The sequence below is a fragment of the Amycolatopsis sp. A133 genome (assembly GCF_031082405.1).
GTDB lineage: Bacteria > Actinomycetota > Actinomycetes > Mycobacteriales > Pseudonocardiaceae > Amycolatopsis.
This window is the reverse complement of record NZ_JAVHJU010000025.1, coordinates 402559-428865: the sequence shown is the minus strand read 5'-3', so window position 1 is coordinate 428865 and position 26307 is coordinate 402559. Positions and strand designations below refer to the sequence as shown.

Here is a 26307-nt window from a genome sequence, read left to right as displayed (position 1 = left end):
CCCCCTGCGGCCGGGCGTGTCGGGGGACATCACCCGTGCCGGTGCGGGGAACTGTCGGACCCGGCCGGTAGACTCGCTCCAGTGCCCTCACCGCAAGTCGCCGGCAGCTCAATGCAGCAGCAGCCGGTACCACAGTGAGGGTTTTCGCACGTCAAAGGCATGAGTGAGGGGGAGGACCGGCGATGACGGGGACGCAGCTCGGGGCACCTCCCGCGGAGAAGGACTCGACCGCGCGCCCGCTGCGGGCGTGGCAGCGCCGGGCGCTCACGAAGTACCTGACGACGAAGCCGAAGGACTTCCTCGCGGTGGCGACGCCGGGGGCCGGCAAGACGGTGTTCGGCCTGCGGATCGCCGCGGAGCTGCTGTCCGACCGCACGATCGAGGCGGTCACCATCGTCACCCCGACCGAGCACCTCAAGCACCAGTGGGCTGCGTCGGCGGCGGCGGCCGGGATCCAGATCGACTCGAACTTCCGCAACACCACCGGCGTCACGTCTTCGGACTACAACGGCGTCGCCCTGACGTACGCGCAGGTCGCGGCGCACCCGACGTTGCACCGGGTCCGCACCGAGAACCGCAAGACGCTGGTGATCCTCGACGAGATCCACCACGGCGGCGACGCGAAGTCCTGGGGTGACGCGATCCGCGAGGCCTTCACCCCGGCCGTGCGGCGCCTGTCGCTGACCGGGACGCCGTTCCGGTCCGACGACTCGGCCATCCCGTTCGTGACCTACGAGCCGGACGCCGGCGGCTTCCAGCGCAGCAAGGCCGACCACTCGTACGGCTACGCGGACGCGCTGGCCGACGGCGTGGTCCGGCCGGTCGTCTTCCTCGCCTATTCGGGCGAGGCCTCCTGGCGCACGAGCGCGGGCGAGGAGTTCACCGCGCGCCTCGGCGAGCCGCTGACCGCGGAGCAGAACGCCCGGGCGTGGCGCACGGCGCTCGACCCGGCGGGCGAGTGGATCCCGGCGGTGCTGCAGGCCGCCGACACGCGGCTGTCGCAGGTCCGCCAGAGCGTGCCGGACGCGGGCGGCCTGGTCATCGCCACCGACCAGGAGACGGCCCGGGCGTACGCGAAGATCCTGGAACGCCTCTCGGGCGAGATGCCGACGCTGGTGCTCTCGGACGACCCGAAGGCCTCGGGCCGGATCAAGGAGTTCTCCGAGACGAACGAGCGCTGGATCGTCGCGGTCCGGATGGTCTCGGAGGGCGTCGACGTCCCGCGCCTGGCGGTGGGCGTGTACGCGACGAGCGCGTCGACCCCGCTGTTCTTCGCCCAGGCGATCGGCCGCTACGTGCGGGCGCGCAAGAAGGGCGAGACGGCGAGCGTGTTCCTGCCGTCGGTGCCGGTGCTGCTGGAGCTGGCCAGCGAGCTGGAGGCGCAGCGCGACCACGTGCTCGGCAAGCCGCACCGGGAGAAGGAAGGCTGGGAGGACGAGCTCCTCGCCCAGGCCAACCGCACCGAGGACGAGCCGGGCGAGGAGGAGAAGGCGTTCACGTCGCTGGGCGCCTCGGCCGAGCTCGACCAGGTCATCTACGACGGCAACTCCTTCGGCACGGCGGTGTTCTCGGGGTCCGACGAGGAGCAGGAGTACCTGGGCCTGCCGGGGCTCCTGGAGCCCGACCAGGTCCGCGCGCTGCTGCGGAAGCGGCAGGAAGAGCAGGTCGCGGACGAGAAGCGCCGCAAGCCCGCGAAAGAGGCAGCGCCCCCGCCGGCGCGCCCGGCGTCGGTGAGTGAGCGCCTCGGTGCGCTGCGCAAGGAGCTGAACGCGCTGGTGGGGATGTACCACCACCGGACCAAGAAGCCGCACGGCGCGATCCACAACGAGCTGCGGCGGGTCTGCGGCGGGCCGCCGACCGCGATGGCGACCGTCGAACAGCTCGAAGAGCGGATCGTCACCCTGCGGTCCTGGTAGGCCGGGCGGTCTCCGCGCAGCCCGGTCCGAGGCGCCTCGGTGTCGCCCAGCAGGCTGAACTCGGCCATCACTGTCCGTTTCCGCCGGGCCGACCCCGACGTTCCACATCCTCGTGACGGTCCGTGCCGGACATGTAGCCCGCCGGCTGCCCCTCCGACCCCCGCCGAAGGGCCTTCCGGGCACGTCGGCCGCCGGACTTCGCCAGCCGGCGACCAATCGCGGGACCGGGCCGTGGGTTCGCCACGGGTTGCGCTGGGTGCACACGACCGGAGTAGTGTCACGGCCTCATGAAACCTGGATGTAACAGACCGTGAGTGCTGGCGATCACATCGTCAGCGGATCTACTCTTTCCGGGCGAGGTTCAGCCCGTGTTGCCGAACCGTGTCCAATTGGTGTCATTTAATCGATCCAGCTATCTTCCCCGCAGCCGCTCAGCGGCATATGTTGTCGCCCACAACATATGCGCGACGGTGCGCCGGGCCTCCCCGGATCGCCGCCGCGCTGGCCCGAGGCACACGCCGACGGCCGCTCGTCACCAATGCTTGGATCCGGAAGGAACGAGGATGCGCAGCAGAACCCTTACCCTCCTCGCCGCGACGGTGAGCGCCGGCCTGGCGCTGACCGCCTGTGGTACCAACAGTTCGAACAGCGGGGGCACGGGGAGCAACTCCGCTTCCTCGTCCGCCCCGGCCGCCGGTGGCGGCGCCAGCGGCAAGGTCGGCGTCATCCTGCCGGAGACCGCCAGCTCCGCCCGCTGGGAAGCCTTCGACAAGCCGATGCTGCAGGCCGCGCTCGCGGCCCAGGGCTTCGACGCCGACGTCCAGAACGCCCAGGGCGATGCCCAGAAGTTCTCCACGCTGGCCGACGGCTTCATCAGCTCCGGCGTCAAGGTCCTGATCATCGCCCCGTCCGACCCGGCCGTCGGTGCCGCGGTCGAGGCCAAGGCGAAGACCGCGGGCATCCCGGTCATCAACTACGACCGCCCGAGCCTCGGCGGCAGCGCCGAGTACTACGTCTCGTTCGACAACGAGAAGGTCGGCCAGCTTCAGGGCCAGGCCATGGCGGACGCGCTGAAGGACAAGCAGGGTGCCGGCTTCGTCCAGATCGAGGGCGCCCCGACCGACAACAACGCGACCCTGTTCACCAAGGGCCAGGACTCCGTGCTCGAGCCGCTGGTCACGGCGGGCACGCTGAAGCGGATCCAGAAGCAGCCGATCAACGACTGGGACAACCAGCTCGGCGGCACGACGTTCGAGCAGATCTTCCAGGCCAACGGCGGCAAGGTCGACGGCGTCGTCGCGGCGAACGACGGCCTGGCTGGCGCGGTCATCACCATCCTCAAGAAGAACGGCCTGAACGGCAAGATCCCGGTCACCGGCCAGGACGCCACCGCCGACGGCCTGATGGCGGTCATGCGCGGCGAGCAGTACATGACCGTCTTCAAGCCGATCAAGGAAGAGGCCGAGGCGAGCGCCAAGCTGGCGGCCGCGCTGGCCAAGGGTGACAAGGCCGCGGCCGACGCCATCGCGACCGGCAAGCTGCACGACCCGAAGAACAACCGCGACATCAAGTCGGTGCTGCTCACGCCGACGACGATCCTGGCGAAGGACATCAAGACCGTCGTGACCCAGGGCTACGTGAAGGCGGCCGAGATCTGCGGTGGCGACCTCGCCGCCAAGTGCACCTCGCTCGGCATCTCCTGAGCCCCCGCACCACCCCATGAACAGCCGGGCCGGGACGCGCACCCCGACGGCGCGTCCCGGCCCGGTCCCCACCCAGGAGAAATGTCAGCCATGAGTGAGCCCATCCTCGAGATCAAGGGCCTGAACAAGAGTTTCGGCCCCGTCCACGTCCTCCACGACGTGGACTTCGACGTGCGTGCGGGCGAAGTGACCGCGCTGGTCGGCGACAACGGCGCCGGCAAGTCGACGCTCGTCAAGTGCATCGCCGGCATTCACCCGTACGACTCGGGGGCCGTGCGGTTCAACGGGCAGGACGCCCACATCCGCGGCCCGAAGGACGCCGCCGAGCTCGGCATCGAGGTCGTCTACCAGGACCTCGCGCTCGCCGACAACCTCGACATCGTCCAGAACATGTTCCTCGGCCGCGAGCGCGGCAGTTCGTGGAAGCTGGACGAAGCCAGCATGGAAAAGGCCGCGCGCGAGACGCTGGCCTCCCTGTCGGTCCGGACCGTGAAGTCGGTCCGCACACCGGTCTCCTCGCTGTCCGGTGGCCAGCGGCAGACCGTCGCCATCGCGAAGTCGGTGCTGTGGAACAGCAAGGTCGTCGTGCTCGACGAGCCGACCGCGGCCCTCGGCGTCGCGCAGACCCGGCAGGTGCTCGACCTGGTCCGCCGGCTGGCCGAGCAGGGCCTCGGGGTCGTGCTGATCAGCCACAACATGGCCGACGTGTTCGAGGTCGCCGACCGCATCGCCGTGCTCTACCTCGGCCGGCTCGTCGCCGAAGTGCACACGAAGGACGTCTCCCACGGCCAGGTCGTGGAGCTGATCACCGCGGGTCGCTCCGGTGACCTCGGCCTGGCCCGGCCCGAAGCCGTGGTCCTGTGAGCGGGAAGAAAGAACCGGAAATGACTGAAACTCCTGCCAAGCACGAGGTCGGCACTCCCGCCGACGCGCTCGCGCAGACCCAGAACCCCACCGGGGCGATCTCCGACTTCGGCATCGACACGACATCGATGTCAACCGGCGAAGCGGTCCGCGACTACTTCGCCCGCCTGCGGGCCGGTGAACTCGGCGCGCTGCCGTCGCTGTTCGGCCTGCTCGTGCTGGTCATCCTGTTCAGCGCGCTGTCGGACAACTTCTTCACCCTCGCCAACATCGCCAACGTGTTTCCGCAGGGTGCGGGCGTCATCATCATCGCGATGGGCATCGTGTTCGTGCTGCTGCTCGGCGAGATCGACCTGGCGGCCGGCGTGGCCTCCGGTGTCGCCGCGTCCGTGATGGCACTGCACTACGTGCACGCCGGCAACTTGCTGGGCAGCCTGGGGACCGGCGTGTTCATCACGTTCATCGGCGTCCTCGCCGTGGCCATGCTGCTGTCGGCCTACCAGCGGATCTGGGCCGGCGCCGGGCTTTCGCTGGTCGGCCTGCTGATCGTCGCGGTCGGCGTGCCCGCCAACCCCTGGCTCGAGATCCTGCTGGCCATCTGCGTCGGCACCGCGATCGGCTGCATCACCGGCTTCCTCGTGTCGAAGATCGGCATGCCGTCCTTCGTCGTGACGCTGGCGCTGTTCATCGTGTGGCAGGGCGTCCTGCTGCAGTTCATCGGTGAGGGCGGCACGATCGGCATCAGCAACTCGGACGTCCTGTACAAGATCGCCAACGGCAACCTGAACATCCTGGGCAGCTGGATCTTCTTCCTCATCGCCGCCGGCGGGTTCGCGGTGATCACCCTGACCAGCCACTTCAAGCGGCTGCAGCGCGGCCTGGTCGTCCAGCCGACGGCGCTGGTGATGGTCAAGGTCGGTGTGCTCGTCGTGCTGTCGGCGGTGGGCACGTGGCTGCTGACGATCAACCGCTCGCCGAACAAGGCGGTCGTCACGATCGAGGGTATCCCGTACGTCATCCCGATCATGCTGGTGCTGCTCGTGGCCGGGACCTACGTGCTCAACCGCACCCGGTACGGCCGGTACGTCTACGCGGTCGGCGGCAACAAGGAAGCCGCCCGCCGCGCCGGTATCGACGTGCCGAAGATCCGGGCGAGCGTGTTCGTCATCGGCTCGGCGGTCGCGGCCATCGGCGGCATCGTCGCCGCGTCGAAGGTCGGCTCGGTCAGCCCGCAGTCCGGTGGCCTGAACACGCTGCTGTTCGCGGTGGGCTCGGCCGTCATCGGCGGCACGTCGCTGTTCGGCGGCAAGGGCCGGGTGTCCGACGCCGTGGTCGGCGGGCTCGTGATCGCCGTCGTGATCAACGGCCTCGGCCTGCTCAAGCAGCCGGCCGCGGTGGTCAACATCATCACCGGCCTGGTCCTGCTGCTCGCCGCCACGGTCGACGCGCTGTCCCGGCGCCGCGCGGCTGCGTCGTCGCGCTGAACCAGCATGGAATGATAAAGCCCGTGACCAGCACACCCGTTGCTCGACCGGACGAGGTGCGCCGGCACAACCGCACGACCCTGCTCCGCCTGCTGCACGTCGGCGGGCCGAGCACCCGGGCGACCCTGGCCGCCGAGCTGGGGCTCAACCGGAGCACGATCAAAACCCTCGTCGACGGGCTCGCCGAAGCCGGCGTCGTCGAGGAGAAGGTGCCGAGGCCGGGACGAGGGGCGGGCCGCCCCTCGCTCCTGGTCCTGCCCCAGCCCCACGCGGCGGTCGTGCTCGCGGTCGACCTGCAGGTCGAGCACGTCGCGATCGCCCTGGTCGGGCTCGGCGGGCAGATCCTGGGCCGCAACAGCTGGAACCTGCGCGGCCGGATGGGGCAGCCCGGCGAGGTCATCACCCACGTCATCGAGTCGACGGCCATCCTGGCCGGCGACCTCGGCGTGACCCCGGTGGCGGCCGGGGTGTCGGTGCCCGGCGTCGTCCGGCGGGCGGACGGGTACGTGCACGAGGCCCCCAACCTGCGCTGGACCGACGTCGCGCTCGGCGACCGGCTCGGCGGGGTGCTGCAGATCCCGATCCTGGTCGGCAACGACGCCGAGTTCGGCGCGGTCGCCGAGCACCTGCGCGGGGCGGCCCGCGGGGCGTCCGACGTGGTGTACATCTCGGCGGACGTCGGCGTCGGCGGCGGCGTCATCGCCGAAGGTTCGGCGCTGCGCGGCGGCTCCGGGTACGTCGGCGAGATCGGGCACATGGTGATCCGGCCGGACGGGCGGCCCTGCTACTGCGGCAGCAGCGGCTGCTGGGAGACCGAGGTCGGCGAGGCGGCGCTGTGCCGGGCGCTCGGGCTGGCCGAGGACACCCCGCGCGGGGCGATCCTGTTCGAGCTGCGCGAGCTGAGCCGGAACCCGGAGGCGGCGCTGACGCGGCTCGCGGAATTCGCCGAGTGGCTGACGCTGGGGCTGATCAACATCGTCAACCTGCTGGGCCCGCAGCTGGTGGTCCTCGGCGACCTGCTGACGGTGCTGCCGGAGGCGGTGCTGCGGCACGTCGGCACCGAGGTGCGCCGGCGCAGCCTGGTGAGCCGGGCGGTCGGCGGCACGCGGATCGTCAGCTCGGCGCTGGGCGTCGACGGCAGGCTGCTCGGTGCCGCCGAGGTGGCGTTCGAAGTCGTGCTGGATTCTGTCTGATTTCTTGTCCGGTTTTGTATCCGGAATCACGGCTTTTCGCGGCCGTAACGTGATTTACGGCACGCAATCTGCAAGATGCAGAAAGGCGGCCGGTGCCTGTGCGCACCGGCCGCCTTTCGTCGTCTGTGGTTACCGCTGGATGTCGGCGGACAGTTCCTTGAGCTTGGCCTCGTGCTCGCGGGCGTGGTGCCCGCAGAAGAGCAGTTCGCCACCCTTGAGGATGGCTCGTACCTGAGCTGCAGCTCCGCACCGGTCACAGCGGTCGGCGGCGGTCAGTTCGGGGCGGGTGAGCGTCGGCGTTGTCATGGGGGTCTCCCTCCGTCCCGGCACCGGTTGCCCGGTGCCATCGATCCAGCTACGCCCACTTCGGCACTGATGCCGGTGGCGGCGATCGCCTCGGCTCCGCGGTGTTCGTGCTTCCACTCTTCCAGACGTTTCGCGGCTCGCAAGTGTTCCCGCGCCGGTGGGACCTGAGTCACGCCGATTTACCCCGGATGCCGTAACGCCATCCCGCATTCCAGGAGACGATTACCCGGAGAGTTACGTTTTCCGTGGTCAGGCACCATGAGGTGGTGAGTTCGGTGACTTCCTCGCGACGGCTTTCCACGGTGCCCGCGCCGCTCTTGTTCGTTCTCAGCGGAATTTCGATGTACGCCGGAGCGGCGGTGGCGGTCGGCCTCTTCGGCCACGCATCCCCCGCGGGGGTGGCCTGGCTCCGCTGCCTCGGCGCGGCGGTGGTCCTGCTGGCCTGGCGCCGCCCGGGCCGCGCGGCGTGGCGGGGCAGGCGCCTGCTGCTGGCGATCGTGTTCGGCGTGGTGACGGCGGGCATGAACGTGCTGTTCTACGAGGCGATCGCCCGGCTGCCCCTGGGCACGGCGGTGGCGATGGAGTTCGCGGGCCCGGTGGTGGTGGCGGCCCTGGGGTCGCGGACGGTCCGCGACGTGCTGGCGTTGGTCCTGGTGGCGGCCGGCGTGGTGGCGATCGCCGACGTCCGGCTCGGCGGGAGCTTCTGGGGCGTGGTGTTCGCCCTGGGGGCCGCGGCGGCCTGGGCGGGGTACATCCTGCTGGGGAAGCGGGTCGCGGTGGGTGGGGACGGCCTTGACAGCCTGGCGATCGGCTTCCTGGCGGGGACGGTGGTGTTGTCCCCGTTGGCGGCCGGGACGGGTGCGGTGTGGTCTTCGCCACGGCTGCTGCTGCTGGGGATCGGGGTGGGGGTGCTGTCGACGGTGGTGCCGTACGGGCTGGACCAGGTCGTTTTGCGGCGGGTCGGGCAGGCGCGGTTCGCCACGCTGCTGGCGCTGCTGCCGGTGACGGCCGGGGTGATGGGGTTCGTGCTGCTGGGGCAGGTGCCGAGTGTGGTCGAGGCGGTGGGGACCTTGGCGGTGGTCGGTGGGGTGGCCTTGCGGGGACGGGATGAGGCCGGGGGTGGGGTGGGGGAGCTGCCGGGCTGAGGGTCGGTGGGTGTCGCCGGTGCTGGGTGGGGGCGGTGCTGAGGGTTGCTGCGGGTCTGGGGTGGGCGCCGGACGCTGCCGTGGGTGCCGGACCCTGCCTTGGGGGCCGGGTCCCGCTTTGGGCCATGGACCCCGCCTTGGTGCCGGACCCTGTCTTGGGTGGGTCCCGCTTGGGTGCGGGTCCTGCTTTTGGGTGCCGGACCCCCGCCGGGGGCCGGACCCTGCCCTTGGGCGCGTCGGATGCGCCCCAAGGTGGCCTTTGGTTGCGTTGAACGCACCGAAGGCCACTTTGGGTGCGCTCACAACGCACCGAACGCCACATTCGGTGCGCTCAACGCACCGAACGCCACTTTGGGTGCGTTGAGCGCACCGAACGCCACATTGGGGCGCTTGAGGTGGGTTGTCCACAGATCGTTCGTGATGTGGACAACTCATCCGCGGCGAGCGCTTTTCGGGAGTTTCCGTCGGCCCCCCTCGATACGCTGGAGCGGGACGGACCCCCAGGGAGGGTGGGCTCTGCGGTGGGGCCGGATGAGGCGGGCCAGCCGGGGGACCGGCCGGCGGCCGGCGCGGCCGGCCGGGGCCGGCCAGCGCGGCCGGTGGGTCCAGCCGGGGCGGCCGGTGGGTCCAGCCGGGGCGGGCCAGCCGGGGCGGACCGGCCGGCGGGGCCAGCCTGGGGAGCCGGGGCGGACCGGCCGGCCGGGACCAGCCTGGGGAGCCGGCGCCGGGCCGGCTGGGGCGGTCAGGCGGATCCCCACCGGTTCGTGATGGCCCCCGGAGCCCGCGCCCGGGATACTTACCCCGGTCGGCACGGAAGCGGGTGGCCATGACCAAAGCGGCGTCGGCCGCGGCGAAGGACTTCGCCGCCGCCGGAGTGGGTGGGGTTCACCTTGCCTGGGCGGACAACAACGGCATTCCGCGCTCGCGGATCGTGCCCGTTGCCGGGCTGGCCGATGCCGCCACCCGGGGTGTCGGGGCCACTTCGCTCTTCGCCGTCTTCGACAGCCACGATTCCATCACCTATCGGCACGCGGGCCTCGGAACCCCCTCCGGGGACGTGCGGCTCGTGCCCGTCGTCGAACGGCTGCGGCGGCTGGCCGGGCAGCCCGCGCTCGCCTGGGCTCCCGTGCGGCAGCTCACCCGGGACGGTGCTCCCTGGCCCTACTGCCAGCGCGCCGTCCTCGAAGCGCAGGTGGCCGAAGGGGCGAAGCGGGGGCTCGAATTCCGGGCCGGGTACGAACTGGAGTTCGCCGTCGCTCCCGCGGGCAGCCTCGACGTCCTCACCGTCCCCGGGCACCCCGGGCCCGCCTACAGCCCGCACGCCCTCGTCGGGCTCGACGGCTTCGTCGGGGCCCTCCTGCACGACTTCGAGGCCAACGGCCTGCGGATCGGGCAGCTGCACGCCGAGTACGGCGTCGCGCAGCTCGAACTCTCGCTGGCCCCCACCGATCCGGTCTCCGCCGCCGATGACCAGCTGCTCGCGCGGCAGACCATCCACGCCGCCGCGCGGGTGCACGGCCTCGCCGTCAGCTTTGCGCCCGTCATCGGCCTCGGTGCCGCCGGGAACGGCTGGCACCTGCACACCTCCGTCCGGCGCGAGGGGCGGCACCTGCTCGACGGGGACGGGCGGCCGGACGGGGACGGTGCGGGCTACCTCGCCGGGCTGCTGCGCGACCTGCCGGCCCTGACCGCGATCACCGCGCCGAGCGTCCCCTCGACGCTGCGGCTGCGGCCCGGCTACTTCGCCGGCGCGTACACCTTCTGGGGCGTCGAGAACCGGGAGGCGCCGCTGCGGTACGTCCCCGGCTCGGCGCTGCTGGGCGACGGCCACGCGAACGTCGAGCTCAAGACCTCCGACGCCTCCGCCAACCCGTACCTCGCGCTGGCCGTGGTGCTCGCCGCCGGGATGGCCGGCATCGAGGACGCGCCCGCGCTGCCCGAGCCGATCGGCGAAGACCCCGGCGGCTGGCCGGACGAGGACCGGGAAGCCCGCGGGGTGCGCCCGCTGCCGGCGAACCCCGCCGAACAGGACGCCGCGCTCGTGGCGTCGCCGCGGATCGCCGGGGTGCTCGGCGACGAGCTGCTGGGCGCCTTCCGCGCCGTCCGGGCCTCCGATGCGGCGTGGGCGGCCGAACGCACGGCCGACGAGATCATCGCCGCCCACCTTTGGCGCTACTGAGGGGACCGATGACTTCGGGGATCGACGGCGGGCAGCTCGACCTGTCCGGGGTGCGGTGGCTGCCGGGCGGGGCCCGGCTGGCCGCGGAGGCCCAGGCGGAACTGCCCCAGAAGGACGGCCTGGCCGCGGCGTTCTGCGGGCTCGCCGCGCTGCGGGCCGCCGGGCTCGACGTGCCCGACCAGGACGCCGTTGCGGCGGCCGCGGGCACCGTCCGCGGCCCGGCCGTGCGCCCGCCGGGCGAGGCCGGCCGCCGCGATTTCCGGCTGGCGCTGCCCGTCGTCGACGATCCGGCCGCCGCCGGCACCCGGGTTTCGGAGCTGGCCGGGGCCGTCGGGTCGCTCTCGCGCGGCGCCCTCGCGGCGGTGCCGGTGACCGGGGAGTGGACCACCGGGGCGCTGTTCGACCTGCTCGCCGGGCTGTGGGACGTCCCGCGCGTCGCGGTGCTCGCCCGCATCGACGGCGCCGAGCTCGGCGCCCACGACACCCCGGAACGCGCGCTGCTCGACTACCTCGACACCGGCGTCCCGCCACTGTGGACGTCCCGCTGGCGCCCGCCCGGCGGCCACTTCGTGCTCCTGGCGGGCATCCGCATCGGCGCCGAAGGCACGCTGCTGTCCGTTGTGGACACTTATCCTTCGCTGGGCGACAACGGCCGCCACGACCAGCCCGTCGAATGGGTGACGGCGGCGCTGGCCGGGCTCGGCGTGCTGGTGGTCGTCGACGCCGATCAGGCCGGTGTGGTGCGGGCGGCGGCCCGCACCGCCGGCCTCAGTCCGTCTTACTGGGACTGACCGGCGGCGCGAAGCGGGAGTGTCGCCGGCCGTAGGCGAAGTAGATGACCAGGCCGATCACCAGCCACACGGCGAACCGGATCCACGTGAGCACGTTGAGGTTCACCATCAGGTACAGGCACGCCAGCGCGGCCACGACCGGGACCACGGGCGAGAACGGCACCCGGAACGGCCGGTCCAGGTCGGGACGGCGGCGGCGCAGCACCGGGACCGCGACGGCCACGATGATCATCGCCGACAGCGCGCCGATGCTCACCATGTCGGCCAGCTCGGAAATCGGGATGAACGCGGCCAGCACGGCGATCAGCACCGCGCCGCCGACGGTCATCCGGTGCGGGGTGCCCCAGCGGGGGTGGGCGGTGCCGAGCGCCTTGGGCAGCAGTCCGTCGCGGCCCATCGCGAAGCCGATCCGGCCGATCGTGACCAGCTCGACCATCATCACCGACGTCAGCCCGGTCACCGCGCCCAGCGAAATCAGCGCGCCCACCCAGTGCTGGCCGACCCGGTCGAACGCGTCGGCCAGCGGCGCGCCCGTGTCGATGTCGGTGAACGGGATCATGCCGGTCAGCACGATCGAGACGCCGATGTAGAGCAGCGCGCACACGCCCAGCGCGCCGAGGATGCCGACGCGCAGGTCCTTGCGCGGGTTCAGCGTTTCCTCGCCGAGGTTCGCGAGCGCTTCGAAGCCGGTGTAGGCGAAGAAGACCACGGCGGCCGCGGTGATCATCCCGGCGATGCCGTAGACCGACTGCTCCAGGCCCAGTGCCGCCTGGACCACCGGCTGCTCCAGCACCGTCGACCCGGCTTCGGCCGCCTTCGCGGGCGGGATGAACGGCGTCAGGTTGGCGCTGCGGACGAAGAACAGGCCGACCGCGAGCACCAGCACGCAGACCGCGACCTTCACGCACACCAGCAGGTTGGTCAGCCAGGCCGACTCCTTGATGCCCAGGACGGCGACCACGGTCAGCACGGCGATGATCAGCACCGCGCCGATGTTGACCGTCGCGTCCTCGCCGAACCACTCCGGCGACAGGCCGAGCAGGGTCGCCAGGTACCCCGACCAGCCGCGCGACACCACGGCGGCGCCGAGCGCGAACTCCAGCAGCAGGTCCCAGCCGATGATCCAGGCGAACACCTCGCCGAGGGTGGCGAAGGCGTACGTGTAAGCGCTTCCGGCCGTCGGGATGCTGGACGCGAGCTCGGCGTAGCACAGCGCCGCGAGCCCGGCCACGACCGCGCCGAGCACGAACGACAGCGTCACCGCCGGCCCCGCGTGGGTCTTCGCCTCGACGCCGGCGAGGGTGAAGATGCCGGTGCCGATGATGATCCCGACGCCCATCCCGACCAGATCGCGCCCGCGCAGCCGGCGTTTGAGGTCACCGGACTCCTGGCGCTCGAGGACCTCGTCCACGTTCAGCGTTCGCCGCTCAGCCATGAGGAGAAAGTTAGAAGCTCACGAGCCTTTTCGCAGATCGGCCCCGGTGAGGCCGTTCTCCTGGGCGAGGATCGCGGCCTGCACGCGGGAGCGCAGGTCGAGCTTGGCCAGCACGCGCGAGACGTGCGTCTTCACCGTGGTCTCGCCGATGTGCAGCCGGGTGCCGATCTGGGCGTTGGACAGGCCCTCGCCGAGGCAGCCGAGCACCTCGCGTTCGCGCTCGGTGAGGTCGCCGAGGCCGCGCGGGGCGGGGGTCTCCTGCCGGGCCGCCGCGGCGAACGCGGTGAGCAGCCGCCGCGTGACTTGCGGGGCGAGCACGCCGTCGCCGGCCGCGACGAGCTTCACGGCTTCGATCAGCCGCGGGGCTTCGACCGACTTGAGCAGGAACCCGGCCGCCCCGGCCCGCAGCGCGCCGTGCACGTACTCGTCGAGGTCGAACGTGGTCAGCACGAGCACCTGCGTGAGCCCCGCGGACACCAGCTCCCGGGTGGCGGCGATGCCGTCGGTGCCCGGCATCCGGACGTCCATCAGGGTGACGTCCGGCCGCAGCGCCCGGGCCTGCCGGATAGCGGCGGCGCCGTCGGCGGCCTCGCCGACGACCTCGATGCCCTCGGCGTGGCCGAGGATGGTGGTGAGGCCGAACCGGATGGCGCTGTGGTCGTCGGCGACGAGGACGCGGACGGTCCCATCGGCTTCTCGGGGGTTCCGGGTGGCGGAGCCCCCGGCCTGGGGCGAAGGCCCGGTTGTCACCGCGGACCGCCGACCGGCAGCTCGGCGCGGACCACCCAATGACCGTCCGCCGGGCCGGCGGTGAGCTCGCCGCCGACCGCGTCCGCGCGTTCGCGCATGTTCAGCAGGCCCGTTCCGCCGCCGGCGGGGCGCGGGCCGCGGACGTCGTTGCGGACCTCCACCGCGAGGACGCCGTCGAGGCAGTGGACGGCGACGTCGACCCGGCCGCCCGGGGCGTGCTTGACGGCGTTGGTCAGCGCCTCCTGCGCGATCCGGTACGCCGTCAGGTCGACCGCCGCCGGCAGCGGCACGTCGCCGTCCACTGTGGACTCGACGTGCACCTCCAGCCCGCTGGCCCTGGCCGACTCCGCCAGCTTGGCCAGGTCCGCCAGCCGGGCGGGCGCGGTCGTCTCCGCGTCCCCGCCGTCGGCCTTGAGCAGCCCGATCATCGCACGCATCTCCTCCAGGGCGCTGACACTGTTCTCCCGCACCGACTCCAGCACCGCCTTCGCCAGTTTCGGGTCCGGCAGAGACAGCGCCGCCTCCGACTGGATGGCGATGGCCGAGAGGTGCCCGGCGATCACGTCGTGCAGGTCGCGGGCCATCCGCCCGCGCTCGGCGGCGACCGCCGCCCGCCGGTCCAGTTCCGCGATCTTCGCCAGCTGCCCGGCGTTGGCGCGCTCGGCCTCGGCGACGTCGCGTTGCTGGCGGATGTTGACCGCCCACCACACCGGCGTGATGACGAGCGGGAGCACCCCCACCGCGGTGAGCACCGCCGCCCGCCACTGGTGCGAGAGCGCCAGCACCGCGGTGAGCACACCCGCCACCGACAGCGCGGCGACGCCGATCATCACCCGGCTGGTGCGCCGGGAGCCGTACAGCGTCGCCGCGTACAGGAAGTCGGTGTAGATGATCATCAGCGGCAGCGACGGGCGGAGCAGGAAATCCGCCGCGAGCACCGCGGTGGCCAGGAGGAGCCCGAGCGGCACCCGGCGGCGGAGCAGCTCGAGCCCGCACAACGCGGTCAGCTCCAGCAGCCGCACCCCCAGCGGCACGTCGTCGGGCCCGCCCAGCAGCCGGTGGACGCCGGTCGTGTAGACGAGGGCCCCGATCAGCCAGGTGGCCAGCGCGATCAGGCCGTCCTGCTGCCACACCGGGAGCGCGCGCAGGCGGGGGAGGGGCACCCGGTCATCCCAGCACACCGCGTGCCGGGCCCGCGTCCTACGAACTGATGACGCGGGGTCGTGCCCTTCGCCGACGCGCCGGTGCCGGCGGGCGGGAGAGCGTGGGGGTGTGGAAGAGATCGGGAAGTTCTTCGCGGAGAACCCGATGGCCGTCGTCATCGCGGCGGGCGAGATCGGGTTCTGGGTGGTCCTCGCGGCCGGGCTCGCGGTGCGGTACGTGCTGCGTGCGCGGCGCGTGTCGGCGGTGCTGCTCGCCATGGTGCCGCTGGTCGACGTCGTGGTGCTGGTGGCGACGGTCATCGACCTCGCGGGCGGGGCGAAGGCGAACTTCACCCACGGGCTCGCGGCGGTCTACCTGGGCTTCAGCGTGGTGTTCGGCCCGAGCATGGTCCGGTGGGCCGACGAGCGGTTCGCGCACCGCTTCGCCTCCGGGCCGCCCCCGCGGAAGCGCCAAGGGCGGGAGAAGCTGCGCTACGAGTGGCGCGAGTGGGCCAAGTGCGTGCTGGCCTGCGGGCTCGCGGCGGCGGCTCTGCTGGCGGCGATCTTCGCGATCGGCGAGCCGGAGCAGGTCGCGCCGTTGTGGGGCTGGTTCCCGCGGCTGGGCAGCGTGACGGTGGTCTGGCTGTTCGCCGGGCCGGTTTGGGAAGCACTGTTCGGTGAGCGCGAGGAGGTGCGGCGGTGATCAGGCTGTCCGGGATCCTGCCGTCGTGCAGGGCGGCGGGGCGCTGCCTCACCGCCCGCTCGGGGCGCGCTCGCCGAGCCGGTTCGTCCAGCTGCCCGTGCTGCCGCCGTCGCTGCACGTCGTGGTGATGGTGCGGGCCGGGGCCGGGGTGCCGGCCGGTTCGCGGAAGCGCCGGGGGTGACGTCGGCCGCGCAGATGGCGGGAACGGCCCGGCACCGGAATGCTGGTCCCCGTGCCTCAAGAGATCCCCGCCCTGCACGAGCTCGCCGCCCACCACGGTGTCGCCACCCGGTACGAGAACGCCGACCGGGTCTGGGTCGACGTGGCCGACGACGTCGTCGTCGCCGTCCTCGGTCAGTTCGGCGTTGATGCCACCAGTGACGAAGCCATCGCCGCCGCATTGGCCACCGCCCGCGAAGCGCCCGCCGCGCTGCCGCCGACGATCGTCGTGCGGGAAGGCACCGGCCGCGTGCTCGGCGTCGACGCCGAAGTCGTCCTCGAAGACGGGACGCGGCGGCGGGCCGACGGGGAGCTGCCGGCGGACCTGCCGCTCGGCTGGCACCGGGTGGTCACCGCCGACCAGGACGTCGTGCTCGCGGTCGTGCCGGCGAAGCTGCCGCAGGTCCGGCCCGCCTGGGGGTGGATGCTGCAGCTCTACGCCCTGCACTCGGCCGGCTCCTGGGGCATCGGCGACTACGCCGACCTCGCCACCTTCGCCGCCCGGTCGGCCACGGAGCTGGACGCCGGGGTCCTGCTGGTCAACCCGGTCCAGGCGATCAGCCCCGCCCACCCGGTCGAACGCTCGCCGTACTCCCCGGCGAGCCGCCGGTTCGCCAACCCCGTCTACCTGCGCGTCACCGCGACCGAGACCTTCGAAACGGCCGATGCGGCGACCCGGGAGGCGGTCGAGTCCCTGGCCCCGGACCGCGAGGGCGAGCTGATCGACTACGACGCCGTCTGGACGGCCAAGCGCGCCGCGCTCGAGCTGCTGTGGCCGCACCGCGCCGAAGAGGTGCCCGAGGACGCCGACCTGCGGGACTTCGCGCTGTTCTGCGCCCTGGCCGAGCGGCACGGCGGGGACTGGCGGGACTGGCCGGAGGACCTGCGCGACCCGGCCGGGCCGGCGGTCGGGAAGGCGCGCGAAGAGCTCGAGGACCGGGTCGCCTTCCACGCGTGGCTCCAGCACCTGTGCCGGGTCCAGCTGGAAACGGCGCGGCAGGCCGCGCGCGAGGCCGGGATGACCGTCGGGATCGTGCACGACCTGCCGGTCGGGGTGCACCCCGGCGGGGCCGACACGTGGGCCGTCCGGGACGTCTTCGCCGCCGACGTGCGGGTCGGTGCGCCGCCGGACGCGTTCAACCAGCAGGGACAGGACTGGAACCTGCCGCCGTGGCGGCCGGACAAGCTGGCCGAGGCCGGGTACGGGCCGCTGCGGGACGTCGTCCGCGGTGTGCTGCGCTTCGCCGACGGCATCCGCGTCGACCACATCGCCGGGCTGTGGCGGCTGTGGTGGATCCCGCCGGGCGAGCCCGCGCACCGCGGCACGTACGTCCACTACGACGCCGAAGCGATGGTCGGCGTGCTCGCGCTCGAAGCGCACCGCGCCGGCGCGGTGGTCGTCGGGGAGGACCTCGGCACGGTCGAGGAGGTCGTCACCGACACGATGCACGAACGGGGGATGCTCAGCTCGGCCGTGCTGTGGTTCGAGCGCGACTGGGACGCGCCCGGTCAGCCGTTCACGCGGCCCGGCAGCTGGGACCCGGACGCCATGGCCAGCATCTCCACGCACGACCTGCCGACGGTCTCGGGCTGGCTGAAGGGCGAGCACGTCCGGGTCCGGGCCGAGCTGGGCCTGCTGGACCGCGGGGTCGAAGCGGAGGAAGAGGCGGCCGCCGAGGAGCGCACGGCGCTGATGGAACTCGTTGCGCGCGAAGGGATTCCGGACGACGACCCGGTGGTCGCGCTGCACACGCTGCTGGCGTCGGCCGCCTCCCGGCTGGTGCTGACCTCGCCGGCGGACGTGGCGGGCCAGGTGCGGCAGCCGAATCTGCCCGGAACGGTCGACCAGTACCCTAACTGGCGGATCCGCCTTCCCGTCAGCGTAGACGGCTTCTTCACCGCGAAGGGGGTCCGTTCGGCGGTCGCCCCGCTGGCGGCGGCCCGGCCGCTGCCCCGGTAACGACCCCCTCGCGGAGCACGACCCCCGGTGGCACGCGTCCGCGGACGCCACCGGCACGACCCAAGCTCGAGGAGAGACCCAGTGCGGCCCTGGCCCGGAACGCCCTACCCGCTCGGCGCCACCTACGACGGAGTCGGGACGAACTTCGCCCTGTTCTCCGAGGTGGCCGAGCGCGTCGAACTGTGCCTGTTCGACGCCGAGGGCCACGAGACGCGGTACGCGCTCGAAGAGGTGGACGGCTTCGTCCACCACGGTTACCTGCTCAACGTCGGGCCCGGTCAGCGGTACGGGTACCGGGTGCACGGCCCGTACGACCCGAAGCGCGGCCTGCGCTGCAACCCGAACAAGCTGCTCATCGACCCGTACGCGAAGGCCGTCTCGCACGGCGTGAAGTGGGACGAGTCCCTGTTCGGCTACCAGTTCGGCAACCCGGACGAGCGCAACGACGACGACTCCGCCGGCCGCGTGCCGTATTCGCTGGTGGCGAACCCGTTCTTCGACTGGGGCAACGACCGCCAGCCGAAGCGGCCGTACAACGAGACGGTCATCTACGAGGCCCACGTCAAGGGCATGACCGTGCATCACCCGTTCGTGCCCGAAGCGCTGCGGGGCACGTACGCCGGTCTCGCGCACCCCGCCGTCGTCGAGCACCTGCAGAAGCTCGGCGTGACCGCGGTGGAGCTGCTGCCGGTGCACCAGTTCGTCACCGACCACGGCCTCGACGAAAAGGGCCTGACGAACTACTGGGGCTACAACACGATCGGCTACTTCGCGCCGCACGACTCCTACTCGGCGGTGCTCGGCGAGGGCGGCCAGGTCCAGGAGTTCAAGGGCATGGTCAAGGCCTTCCACGAGGCCGGGATCGAAGTGATCCTCGACGTGGTTTACAACCACACGGCCGAGGGCAACCACCTCGGGCCGACGCTGTCGATGCGGGGCATCGACAACGAGGCCTACTACCGGCTGGTGGAGGGGGAGCCCGAGTACTACATGGACTACACCGGCACCGGGAACTCCCTCAACGTGCGCAACCCGCACACCTTGCAGCTCATCATGGACTCGCTGCGCTACTGGGTGACGGAGATGCACGTCGACGGGTTCCGCTTCGACCTCGCCTCGGCGCTGGCGCGCGAGTTCTACGACGTCGACCGGCTGTCGACGTTCTTCGACCTGGTGCAGCAGGACCCGATCGTCAGCCAGGTGAAGCTGATCGCCGAGCCGTGGGACGTCGGGCCCGGCGGCTACCAGGTGGGCAACTTCCCGCCGCTGTGGACGGAGTGGAACGGGCAGTTCCGCGACACCGTCCGCGACTTCTGGCGCGGCGAACCCTCGACGCTGGGCGAGTTCGCCTCCCGCATCACCGGCTCGTCGGACCTGTACCAGGACGACGGCCGCCGCCCGTTCGCGTCGATCAACTTCGTCACCGCGCACGACGGCTTCACGCTGCGGGACCTGGTGTCCTACAACGAAAAGCACAACGAGGCCAACGGCGAGGACGGCCGCGACGGCGCCGACGACAACCGGTCGTGGAACTGCGGCGTCGAGGGCGAGACCGACGATCCCGAGGTCCTCGCCCTGCGCGTCCGGCAGCAGCGGAACATGCTGGCCACCCTGATGCTGTCCCAGGGCGTGCCGATGATCCTGCACGGCGACGAGTTCGGCCGCACCCAGCAGGGCAACAACAACGTCTACTGCCAGGACTCGGAACTGTCCTGGGTGGACTGGGAGCTGGCGAAGGAGAACGCGGACCTGGTGAAGTTCACCGCCGGGCTGAGCGCGTTCCGGCACCGGCACCCGGTGTTCCGCCGCCGCCGCTTCTTCCAGGGCGGCCCGGTCGGCAAGGGCGAGAAGCTCGGCGACATCGCCTGGTTCACCCCGGCCGGCGAGGAGATGACCGAGCAGAACTGGGACGACGGCTTCGGCAAGGCCGTCGTCGTCTTCCTCAACGGCCAGGCGATCCCCGACCTCGACCAGCGCGGCATGAACGTGGCGGACGACTCGTTCCTGCTCGCCTTCAACGCCCACTACGAAGACATCGACACGACCCTCCCGGGCAACGGCTACGGGGACAGCTGGACCGTCGTGGTCGACACCGCGACCGGCGAGGTGGAACCCGCCGACGCGAAACCGGTCGACGGCGGCGGCCGGCTGACCCTGCCCGCCCGGTCCCTGATCGTGCTGCAACGAACGGAAACGGAAACCGAATGACGGTGCCGGAGTCGACCTACCGGGTGCAGCTGCGCCCGGAGTTCACCTTCGCCGACGCGGCCGGCATCGCCGGCTACCTGCGCGACCTCGGCATCGGCGCGCTGTACGCGTCGCCGGTGCTGGACGCGGCGCCGGGCTCGACGCACGGGTACGACGTCGTCGACCCGACGCGCGCGCGGCCCGCGCTCGGCGGCGAGGCGGCGCGCCAGGAGCTCGCCGCGCTGCTGAAGGAGCTCGGGCTGGGTCTGGTGGTCGACATCGTGCCGAACCACATGTCGGTCGAGGTGCCGAAGGCGAACCGCTGGTGGTGGGACGTGCTGCAGCACGGCCGCGACTCGGAATTCGCGTCCTTCTTCGACGTCGACTGGGACCGCGGCCCGATCCTGCTGCCGGTCCTCGGCGACGAAGACGCCGTCGGGGAGCTGTCGGTCGAGGACGACGAGCTGGTCTACTACGACCACCGCTTCCCGATCGCACCCGGCACGGGATCCGGTACGCCGCAGGAGGTCCACGAGCGCCAGCACTACCGCCTGGTGGGCTGGCGCCGCGGCAACGCCGAACTGACCTACCGCCGCTTCTTCGACATCACCACCCTGGCCGCGGTCCGCGTCGAAGACCCCCAGGTGTTCGCGCAGACGCACGGCGAGGTGCTGCGCTGGGTCGCCGACGGCGACGTCACCGGCCTGCGCATCGACCACCCGGACGGCCTCGCCGACCCCGGCGGCTACTTCCGGCGGCTGCGGGAGAACGCGCCGGACGCGTGGATCGTGGCCGAGAAGATCCTGCACCCGGGCGAACCGCTGCCGCAGAGCTGGCCGGTCGACGGCACCACCGGCTACGACGCGCTGCGCGAGATCGCCGGCGTCTTCGTCGACCCGGCGGGCGAGCCCGGCTTCACCGAGCTGGCGAACGAGCTGGGCGTGAAGACCGGCTACCACCGCGTCGAGGCCGAGGCCCGGCGCCTGGTCACCGACCGCATCCTGGTCGCCGAGGTGCGGCGGATCGCCGCGCTGCTGCGGGACGTCGACGCCGAGGCAGCGCGGGCGGCGGTGGCCGAGACCATGATCGCCTTCCCGGTCTACCGCTCGTACCTGCCCGAAGGGGCCGGCCACTGGGCGGCCGCGATCGCCGGGGCGAAGACCGCCCGCCCGGACCTCGCGGGCGCCTTGGACGCCCTCGACGCGCAGGTCCGCGCCGAGCCCGGCGGCGAGCTGGCCACCCGGCTCCAGCAGACGTCCGGCATGGTCGTGGCCAAGGGCACCGAGGACACGACGTTCTACCGCTACACCCGCTTCGCCGCGCTCAACGAGGTCGGCGGCAACCCGGACCGCTTCGGCCTGGACGTCGAGGAGTTCCACCGCTTGGCCGCCGAGCGCGAGGCCGGGTACCCCGCGGCGATGACGACGCTGACCACCCACGACACCAAGCGCTCGGAGGACACCCGCGCCCGGATGGCGGTCCTGTCCGAGGTGCCCGGCGAGTTCGCCGAGGCCGTCCGCCGGTGGAGCGCCCGGCGGGGGATCGACGAGCCGTCGCTGAACCTCCTGGCCTGGCAGACGCTGGTCTCGACCTGGCCCATCGAGCCGTCGCGGCTGCGGGACTACCTGGACAAGGCGGCCAAGGAGGCCAAGCTCCGGACCAGCTGGACCGACCACGACGAGGTTTTCGAGGCCGACGTGGCCGCCTGGCCCGAAGACGTCATGACCGACGCCGAGCTGGCGTCCGACATCGAGGTGTTCGTCCGGCGCATCGAGGGACCGGGGTACGCGAACTCGCTCGGGCAGAAGCTCGTCCAGCTGACCGCGCCCGGCATTCCGGACGTCTACCAGGGCACCGAGCTGTGGGACTTCTCGCTGGTCGACCCGGACAACCGCCGCCCGGTCGACTACGTCGCCCGCCGCGAGCTGCTGAGCCGGATCACCGACGGCGAGCTGCCGGAGATCGACGCCTCGGGCGCGGCGAAGCTGCTGGTCGTGCACAAGGCGCTGCGGCTGCGCCGTGAACACCCGGCGCTGTTCCGCGGCTACCGGCCGCTGCGGGCCGAAGGCGCGGCCGCCGGCCACGTGCTGGCCTACACCCGCAGCGCCGATCTCGCGGTGGCCGTGACGCGGCTGCCTGCCGGTCTCGAAGCCGGCGGCGGCTGGCGGGACACCGTGCTCCCGCTGCCCGCCGGTACCTGGACCGACGTCCTGACCGGCCGGGAGGCTTCGGCCGAGGCCGCCACCCTGTTCGACCGTTATCCCGTCGCGTTGCTGGTGCGAGGAGACGCATGAAGTTCCGTGTCTGGGCCCCGTCGGCCGGCCGAGTCCGGGTGAGTGTCGACGCTCGGGTGCACGAGATGACCGCGGGCGACGGCGGCTGGTGGTACGCCGAAGCGGAGGGCATCAACTACGCCTTCCTGCTCGACGACGCCGACGAGCCGCTGCCCGACCCGCGGTCGCGGTGGCAGCCCCATGGCGTCCACCGGGAATCGCGCGTCTACGACCACGGCGAGTTCGGCTGGACCGACGACGCCTGGACCGGGCGGCAGCTGCCCGGCGGGGTGGTCTACGAACTGCACGTCGGCACCTTCACCGAGGGCGGCACCTTCGACGCGGCGATCGAGCGGCTCGACCACCTCGTCGACCTCGGGATCACGCACGTCGAGCTGCTGCCGGTCAACGCCTTCGACGGCACCGCGGGTTGGGGCTACGACGGCGTCCTCTGGGGCGCGGTCCACGAGCCCTACGGCGGGCCGGACGGGCTCAAGCGGTTCGTCGACGCGGCCCACGCCCGCGGTCTCGCCGTCGTGCTCGACGTCGTCTACAACCACCTCGGGCCGTCGGGGGCCTACCTCGACCGGTTCGGGCCGTACTTCGCCGGCCAGAACGAGTGGGGCCCCGGCCTCAACCTCGACGGTCCCGGCTCCGACGAGGTCCGCCGGTACGTGCTCGACAACGCGCTCAGCTGGTTCCGCGACTTCCACCTCGACGCGCTGCGCCTGGACGCCGTGCACGCGCTGCTGGACCGGCGGGCCGTCCACCTGCTCGAACAGCTCGCCACCGAGGTCGACGCGCTGTCGGCGGCGCTGAACCGGCCGCTGACCCTGATCGCCGAGTCCGACCTCAACGACCCGCGGCTCGTCACGCCCCGTGAGCGCGGCGGCTTCGGCCTGCACGCCCAGTGGTCGGACGACCTGCACCACGCCCTGCACGTCAAGCTCACCGGCGAGGCCTCGGGGTACTACACGGACTTCGCGGCGCCGGACGCGCTCGAGCGGGTGCTGCGCGAGGTGTTCTTCCACGCGGGCACGTGGTCGTCGTTCCGGGAGCGGACCCACGGCCGTCCGGTCGACACGCGGACCGTGCCCGGCCACCGCTTCCTCGGCTACCTGCAGAACCACGACCAGATCGGCAACCGCGCGACCGGCGACCGGCTGTCCGCGACGGTGTCGCGGGACCGGCTCGCCTGCGGCGCGGCGATCCTGTTCTGCTCGCCGTACACGCCGATGGTGTTCATGGGGGAGGAGTGGGCGGCGGGCACGCCGTGGCAGTTCTTCGCGTCCTTCCCGGACCCGGAGCTGGCCGAGGCCGTCCGCACGGGCCGCCGTCGCGAGTTCTCCCGGCACGGCTGGGGCGAATCCGACGTGCCCGACCCGATGGACCCCGCCACCGTCGAACGTTCGCGGCTGGACTGGGCCGAGCCCGAGCGGCCCGGTCACCGGGAGGTGCTGGAGCTCTACCGCGCGTTGATCCGGCTGCGCCGCGAGCGGCCCGAGCTGGCCGATCCGCGGGTCGCCGAGCTGCGCGTCGACTCCGCCCCGGACGGGTCCTGGCTCGTGCTGCACCGCGGCGGGCTGCGGCTGGCCGTCAACTTCGGCCCCGGCCCGGTGACGCTGCCGCTCGGGGCGACGGCGTCGCTGCTCGCCTGGGGAGAGGCCACCGTGGACGGTGGGGCAGCGCACCTGCCCCCGGACACCTTCGTCGTGGCCGGGACGACACCCTGACGGCGGTTGCCTCCGGGTAACTGTCCTGTCATGGCGCGCACGGACCACCTCCGATCTGGGACGATTCAAGAATGGCCACACGACCCTCCGCCGACCACGTCCTCGCCGGCCGCCCCTTCCCGCTCGGAGCCCATCCCGAGGCCGGGGGAGTGCGGTTCGCGATCACGTCCGCCGTCGCGGACGCCGTCGACCTGTGCTTGATCGACGCCGACGGGTCGGAACGCCGGATCGCGCTGACCGAGCGGACTTTCGGCGTCTGGCACGGCCTGGTGCCCGGCGTGACGCCGGGGCAGCGCTACGGCTACCGGATCCACGGCCCGTACGACCCGGCCCGCGGCCTGCGGTGCAACCCGCACAAGCTGCTCGTCGACCCGTACGCCCGGCAGATCACCGGCGGGCTCACCGACCTGGGCGCGGCCCAGGGCTTCACCGGCGACCCGGAGCGCGGGCCCATGTCCACTGTGGACTCCCTGGGCAGCGTGCCGCTGTCGGTGGTCAGCTCGCCCGGCGGGCCGGACACCGGGATCAAGCCGGAGGTCCCGTTCGAGGAGGCGGTGATCTACGAGCTGCACGTCAAGGGCTTCACCCAGCGGCACCCCTTCATCCCGGAGGCGCTGCGGGGCACCTACCTCGGCCTGGCCCACCCGGTGTCGATCGAGTACCTGACCCGCCTCGGCGTCACGTCGGTCGAGCTGCTGCCGGTGCACGCGTTCCTCGACGAGCCCTCGCTGGTCCGGGCCGGCCGGCACAACTACTGGGGTTACTCGCCGCTCGGCTTCTTCGCCCCGCACGCCGCCTACGCCAGCGAACCGGGCCACGAGGTCGAGGAGTTCCGGCTGATGGTGGCCGCCCTGCACGCGGCGGGCATCGAGGTGATCCTCGACGTCGTGTTCAACCACACCTGCGAGGGCGGGCCGGACGGGCCGACGCTGAGCTTCCGCGGGCTGAACGCGCCGGTGTACTACCTGCACACCGACCGCGGCCACATGGCCGACATCACCGGCTGCGGCAACACCCTGGAGGCCGGCTCGCCGACCGTGGTGCGGCTGGTGACCGACTCGCTGCGGTACTGGACGCAGGAGATGGGGGTCGACGGCTTCCGGTTCGACCTCGCCAGCACGCTCGGGCGGCCGCGCGGCGGCGCGTTCGACCCGGCGTCGACGCTGCTCACCGCGATCACCACCGACCCGGTGCTCTCGCGCTGCAAGCTGATCGCCGAGCCGTGGGACGCGACCGGCGAGGGCTACCGCGTCGGCGGCTTCGGCGCCCAGTGGGCGGAGTGGAACGGCCGCTACCGCGACACGATCCGCGACTTCTGGCGCGGCGCGACCGGCGTGCGCGACCTCGCCTACCGGCTGTCCGGCTCGTCGGACCTCTACGACCACAACCTGCGGCGGCCGTGGCAGTCGATCAACTTCGTCACCGCCCACGACGGCTTCACGCTGCGGGACCTGGTGTCCTACAACGAAAAGCACAACGAAGGCAACGGCGAGGACAACCGCGACGGCACCAACGACAACCGCTCGTGGAACCACGGCGCCGAGGGCGCCACGGCCGACCCGGCGATCCGGCAGCTGCGGACCCGGCAGGCGCGCAACATGTTCGCCACGCTGCTGCTGTCCACCGGCACGCCGATGCTCACCGCGGGTGACGAGTTCTGGCGGACGCAGGGCGGCAACAACAACGCGTACTGCCTCGACGACGAGACGTCGTGGTTCGACTGGACGCCGGACGACCCCGACGCCGAGGCCATGCTGGCCTTCGCCCGCCGGGTCGTGCGGCTGCGCGCGAACAGCCCGGCGCTGCGGCAGCCGGAGTTCTTCGAAGGCCGGACCACCCCGACGGGCAAGCCGGACCTCGTCTGGTTCCGCCCGGACGGCGAGGAGTTCGGCGAAAGCGACTGGTTCGAGGACCGCCACACGCTCGGCATGTGGATCGACGGCTCGAACAGCCAGGCCCGCAACCGCGAGGGCGCACTGGTGCCCGACCACTCGTGGCTGCTGTGGATGCACGCCGGCGACGCCCCGGCCGAGGTCGTGCTGCCCGGGCGCGAGTACGGCGAGACGTTCAAGCCGACGCTGGACACGAGCACGGCCGACGGCAGCCCGGCCAACCCGGGCCCCCTGGAAGCCAAGAGCCGCCTGACGCTCCAGTCCCGTTCCCTGCTCCTGCTACGGGCCCCGCGCCTGGCCGCCGAACCCCACCCCGAGCCCTACTGACCCACCCCACCCCCACCCGAGCTTTCACGTGAAAGCTCGGGTCCCAGGTCGGAGCTTTCACGTGAAAGCTCGGGTCTCACACCCCCGCGGGGCCGTGGGGACGCC

General features: G+C 72.2%; 19 protein-coding genes. 15 read left to right on the top strand and 4 right to left on the bottom strand.

The annotated features are described in order from the left end of the window. The first annotated feature begins 182 nt into the window (after positions 1 to 182). The 5 genes from Q5425_RS20805 (at position 183) to Q5425_RS20785 (ending at position 7160) form a co-directional block, all read left to right on the top strand. Positions 183 to 1916, top strand: coding sequence for a DEAD/DEAH box helicase (locus tag Q5425_RS20805; RefSeq protein ID WP_308673904.1), 1734 nt, complete (start codon positions 183 to 185; stop codon positions 1914 to 1916). 563 nt (positions 1917 to 2479) lie between these two features. Next, a complete protein-coding gene (locus Q5425_RS20800; RefSeq protein WP_308673903.1) occupies positions 2480 to 3619 on the top strand; it encodes a substrate-binding domain-containing protein in 1140 nt (379 codons plus the stop codon). Between the two features lie 90 nt (positions 3620 to 3709). Further along, entirely contained in the window at positions 3710 to 4483 is a 774-nt protein-coding gene (locus Q5425_RS20795; protein ID WP_308673902.1) for an ATP-binding cassette domain-containing protein, read from the top strand. A gap of 20 nt (positions 4484 to 4503) precedes the next feature. Further along, positions 4504 to 5967 (top strand): ABC transporter permease subunit, encoded by a 1464-nt coding sequence (locus Q5425_RS20790; protein WP_308673901.1) that lies wholly within the window; start codon positions 4504 to 4506, stop codon positions 5965 to 5967. An 11-nt stretch (positions 5968 to 5978) separates the two neighbouring features. Then, positions 5979 to 7160, top strand: a complete 1182-nt coding sequence (locus Q5425_RS20785) for an ROK family protein (RefSeq protein ID WP_308673900.1) — start codon at positions 5979 to 5981, stop codon at positions 7158 to 7160. Positions 7161 to 7289: 129 nt separating this feature from the next. Here the strand turns inward: Q5425_RS20785 and Q5425_RS20780 are convergent, their stop codons facing one another. Further along, positions 7290 to 7466, bottom strand: coding sequence for a hypothetical protein (locus tag Q5425_RS20780; RefSeq protein WP_284745229.1), 177 nt, complete (start codon positions 7464 to 7466; stop codon positions 7290 to 7292). Between the two features lie 341 nt (positions 7467 to 7807). Between Q5425_RS20780 and Q5425_RS20775 the strand changes: the two genes are divergently transcribed. From Q5425_RS20775 to Q5425_RS20765, 3 genes are all read left to right on the top strand, one after another. Then, positions 7808 to 8611 carry an EamA family transporter gene (locus Q5425_RS20775; RefSeq protein WP_308673899.1) on the top strand — a complete coding sequence of 268 codons (804 nt, stop codon included), beginning with the start codon at positions 7808 to 7810 and terminating at the stop codon, positions 8609 to 8611. An 826-nt stretch (positions 8612 to 9437) separates the two neighbouring features. After that, positions 9438 to 10790: a glutamine synthetase gene (locus Q5425_RS20770; protein ID WP_308673898.1), complete on the top strand. Its 1353-nt coding sequence runs from the start codon at positions 9438 to 9440 to the stop codon at positions 10788 to 10790. Between the two features lie 8 nt (positions 10791 to 10798). Beyond that, positions 10799 to 11581 (top strand): DUF6885 family protein, encoded by a 783-nt coding sequence (locus tag Q5425_RS20765; RefSeq protein WP_308673897.1) that lies wholly within the window; start codon positions 10799 to 10801, stop codon positions 11579 to 11581. Here the strand turns inward: Q5425_RS20765 and Q5425_RS20760 are convergent. From Q5425_RS20760 to Q5425_RS20750, 3 genes are read right to left on the bottom strand one after another with little or no spacing between them, the layout of a single operon-like run. Then, positions 11559 to 13016: an amino acid permease gene (locus Q5425_RS20760; protein ID WP_308673896.1), complete on the bottom strand. Its 1458-nt coding sequence runs from the start codon at positions 13014 to 13016 to the stop codon at positions 11559 to 11561. The genes Q5425_RS20765 and Q5425_RS20760 overlap by 23 nt on opposite strands. 18 nt (positions 13017 to 13034) lie before the next feature. After that, positions 13035 to 13766, bottom strand: coding sequence for a response regulator transcription factor (locus Q5425_RS20755; protein WP_308673895.1), 732 nt, complete (start codon positions 13764 to 13766; stop codon positions 13035 to 13037). Continuing rightward, entirely contained in the window at positions 13763 to 14929 is a 1167-nt protein-coding gene (locus Q5425_RS20750; RefSeq protein ID WP_308673894.1) for a histidine kinase, read from the bottom strand. Before Q5425_RS20750 ends, Q5425_RS20755 begins: the two co-directional genes overlap by 4 nt. Positions 14930 to 15038: 109 nt before the next feature. Between Q5425_RS20750 and Q5425_RS20745 the strand changes: the two genes are divergently transcribed. The 7 genes from Q5425_RS20745 (at position 15039) to glgX (Q5425_RS20715) (ending at position 26202) form a co-directional block, all read left to right on the top strand. Further along, complete coding sequence (locus Q5425_RS20745) at positions 15039 to 15611, top strand: hypothetical protein (RefSeq protein WP_308673893.1); 573 nt, start codon at positions 15039 to 15041, stop codon at positions 15609 to 15611. Between the two features lie 25 nt (positions 15612 to 15636). Beyond that, complete coding sequence (locus tag Q5425_RS20740) at positions 15637 to 15792, top strand: hypothetical protein (RefSeq protein ID WP_308673892.1); 156 nt, start codon at positions 15637 to 15639, stop codon at positions 15790 to 15792. A gap of 39 nt (positions 15793 to 15831) precedes the next feature. After that, positions 15832 to 17790 carry a 4-alpha-glucanotransferase gene (gene malQ / locus Q5425_RS20735; protein WP_308673891.1) on the top strand — a complete coding sequence of 653 codons (1959 nt, stop codon included), beginning with the start codon at positions 15832 to 15834 and terminating at the stop codon, positions 17788 to 17790. Positions 17791 to 17871: 81 nt separating this feature from the next. Next, positions 17872 to 19998 (top strand): glycogen debranching protein GlgX, encoded by a 2127-nt coding sequence (glgX, locus tag Q5425_RS20730; protein WP_308673890.1) that lies wholly within the window; start codon positions 17872 to 17874, stop codon positions 19996 to 19998. Beyond that, entirely contained in the window at positions 19995 to 22271 is a 2277-nt protein-coding gene (treY, locus tag Q5425_RS20725; protein WP_308673889.1) for a malto-oligosyltrehalose synthase, read from the top strand. The genes glgX (Q5425_RS20730) and treY overlap by 4 nt, the downstream gene beginning before the upstream one ends. Continuing rightward, positions 22268 to 23983, top strand: a complete 1716-nt coding sequence (gene treZ / locus Q5425_RS20720; protein WP_308673888.1) for a malto-oligosyltrehalose trehalohydrolase — start codon at positions 22268 to 22270, stop codon at positions 23981 to 23983. Before treY ends, treZ begins: the two co-directional genes overlap by 4 nt. A gap of 71 nt (positions 23984 to 24054) precedes the next feature. After that, on the top strand, positions 24055 to 26202 hold the full coding sequence (glgX, locus tag Q5425_RS20715; RefSeq protein WP_308673887.1) for a glycogen debranching protein GlgX: 2148 nt from the start codon (positions 24055 to 24057) through the stop codon (positions 26200 to 26202). The last annotated feature ends 105 nt before the right edge of the window (positions 26203 to 26307 follow it).

Bases quoted from the DNA above. Each gene is read 5' to 3' on its own strand.
- Q5425_RS20765 (WP_308673897.1), top strand. From the start codon at position 10,799: ATGACTTCGGGGATCGACGGCGGGCAGCTCGACCTGTCCGGGGTGCGG.
- malQ (WP_308673891.1), top strand. From the start codon at position 15,832: ATGCTGGTCCCCGTGCCTCAAGAGATCCCCGCCCTGCACGAGCTCGCC.
- Q5425_RS20790 (WP_308673901.1), top strand. From the start codon at position 4,504: ATGACTGAAACTCCTGCCAAGCACGAGGTCGGCACTCCCGCCGACGCG.
- treY (WP_308673889.1), top strand. From the start codon at position 19,995: ATGACGGTGCCGGAGTCGACCTACCGGGTGCAGCTGCGCCCGGAGTTC.
- glgX (WP_308673887.1), top strand. From the start codon at position 24,055: ATGGCCACACGACCCTCCGCCGACCACGTCCTCGCCGGCCGCCCCTTC.
- Q5425_RS20805 (WP_308673904.1), top strand. From the start codon at position 183: ATGACGGGGACGCAGCTCGGGGCACCTCCCGCGGAGAAGGACTCGACC.
- Q5425_RS20775 (WP_308673899.1), top strand. From the start codon at position 7,808: ATGTACGCCGGAGCGGCGGTGGCGGTCGGCCTCTTCGGCCACGCATCC.
- Q5425_RS20770 (WP_308673898.1), top strand. From the start codon at position 9,438: ATGACCAAAGCGGCGTCGGCCGCGGCGAAGGACTTCGCCGCCGCCGGA.
- Q5425_RS20800 (WP_308673903.1), top strand. From the start codon at position 2,480: ATGCGCAGCAGAACCCTTACCCTCCTCGCCGCGACGGTGAGCGCCGGC.
- Q5425_RS20785 (WP_308673900.1), top strand. From the start codon at position 5,979: ATGATAAAGCCCGTGACCAGCACACCCGTTGCTCGACCGGACGAGGTG.
- Q5425_RS20780 (WP_284745229.1), bottom strand. From the start codon at position 7,466: ATGACAACGCCGACGCTCACCCGCCCCGAACTGACCGCCGCCGACCGC.
- Q5425_RS20795 (WP_308673902.1), top strand. From the start codon at position 3,710: ATGAGTGAGCCCATCCTCGAGATCAAGGGCCTGAACAAGAGTTTCGGC.
- treZ (WP_308673888.1), top strand. From the start codon at position 22,268: ATGAAGTTCCGTGTCTGGGCCCCGTCGGCCGGCCGAGTCCGGGTGAGT.
- Q5425_RS20760 (WP_308673896.1), bottom strand. From the start codon at position 13,016: ATGGCTGAGCGGCGAACGCTGAACGTGGACGAGGTCCTCGAGCGCCAG.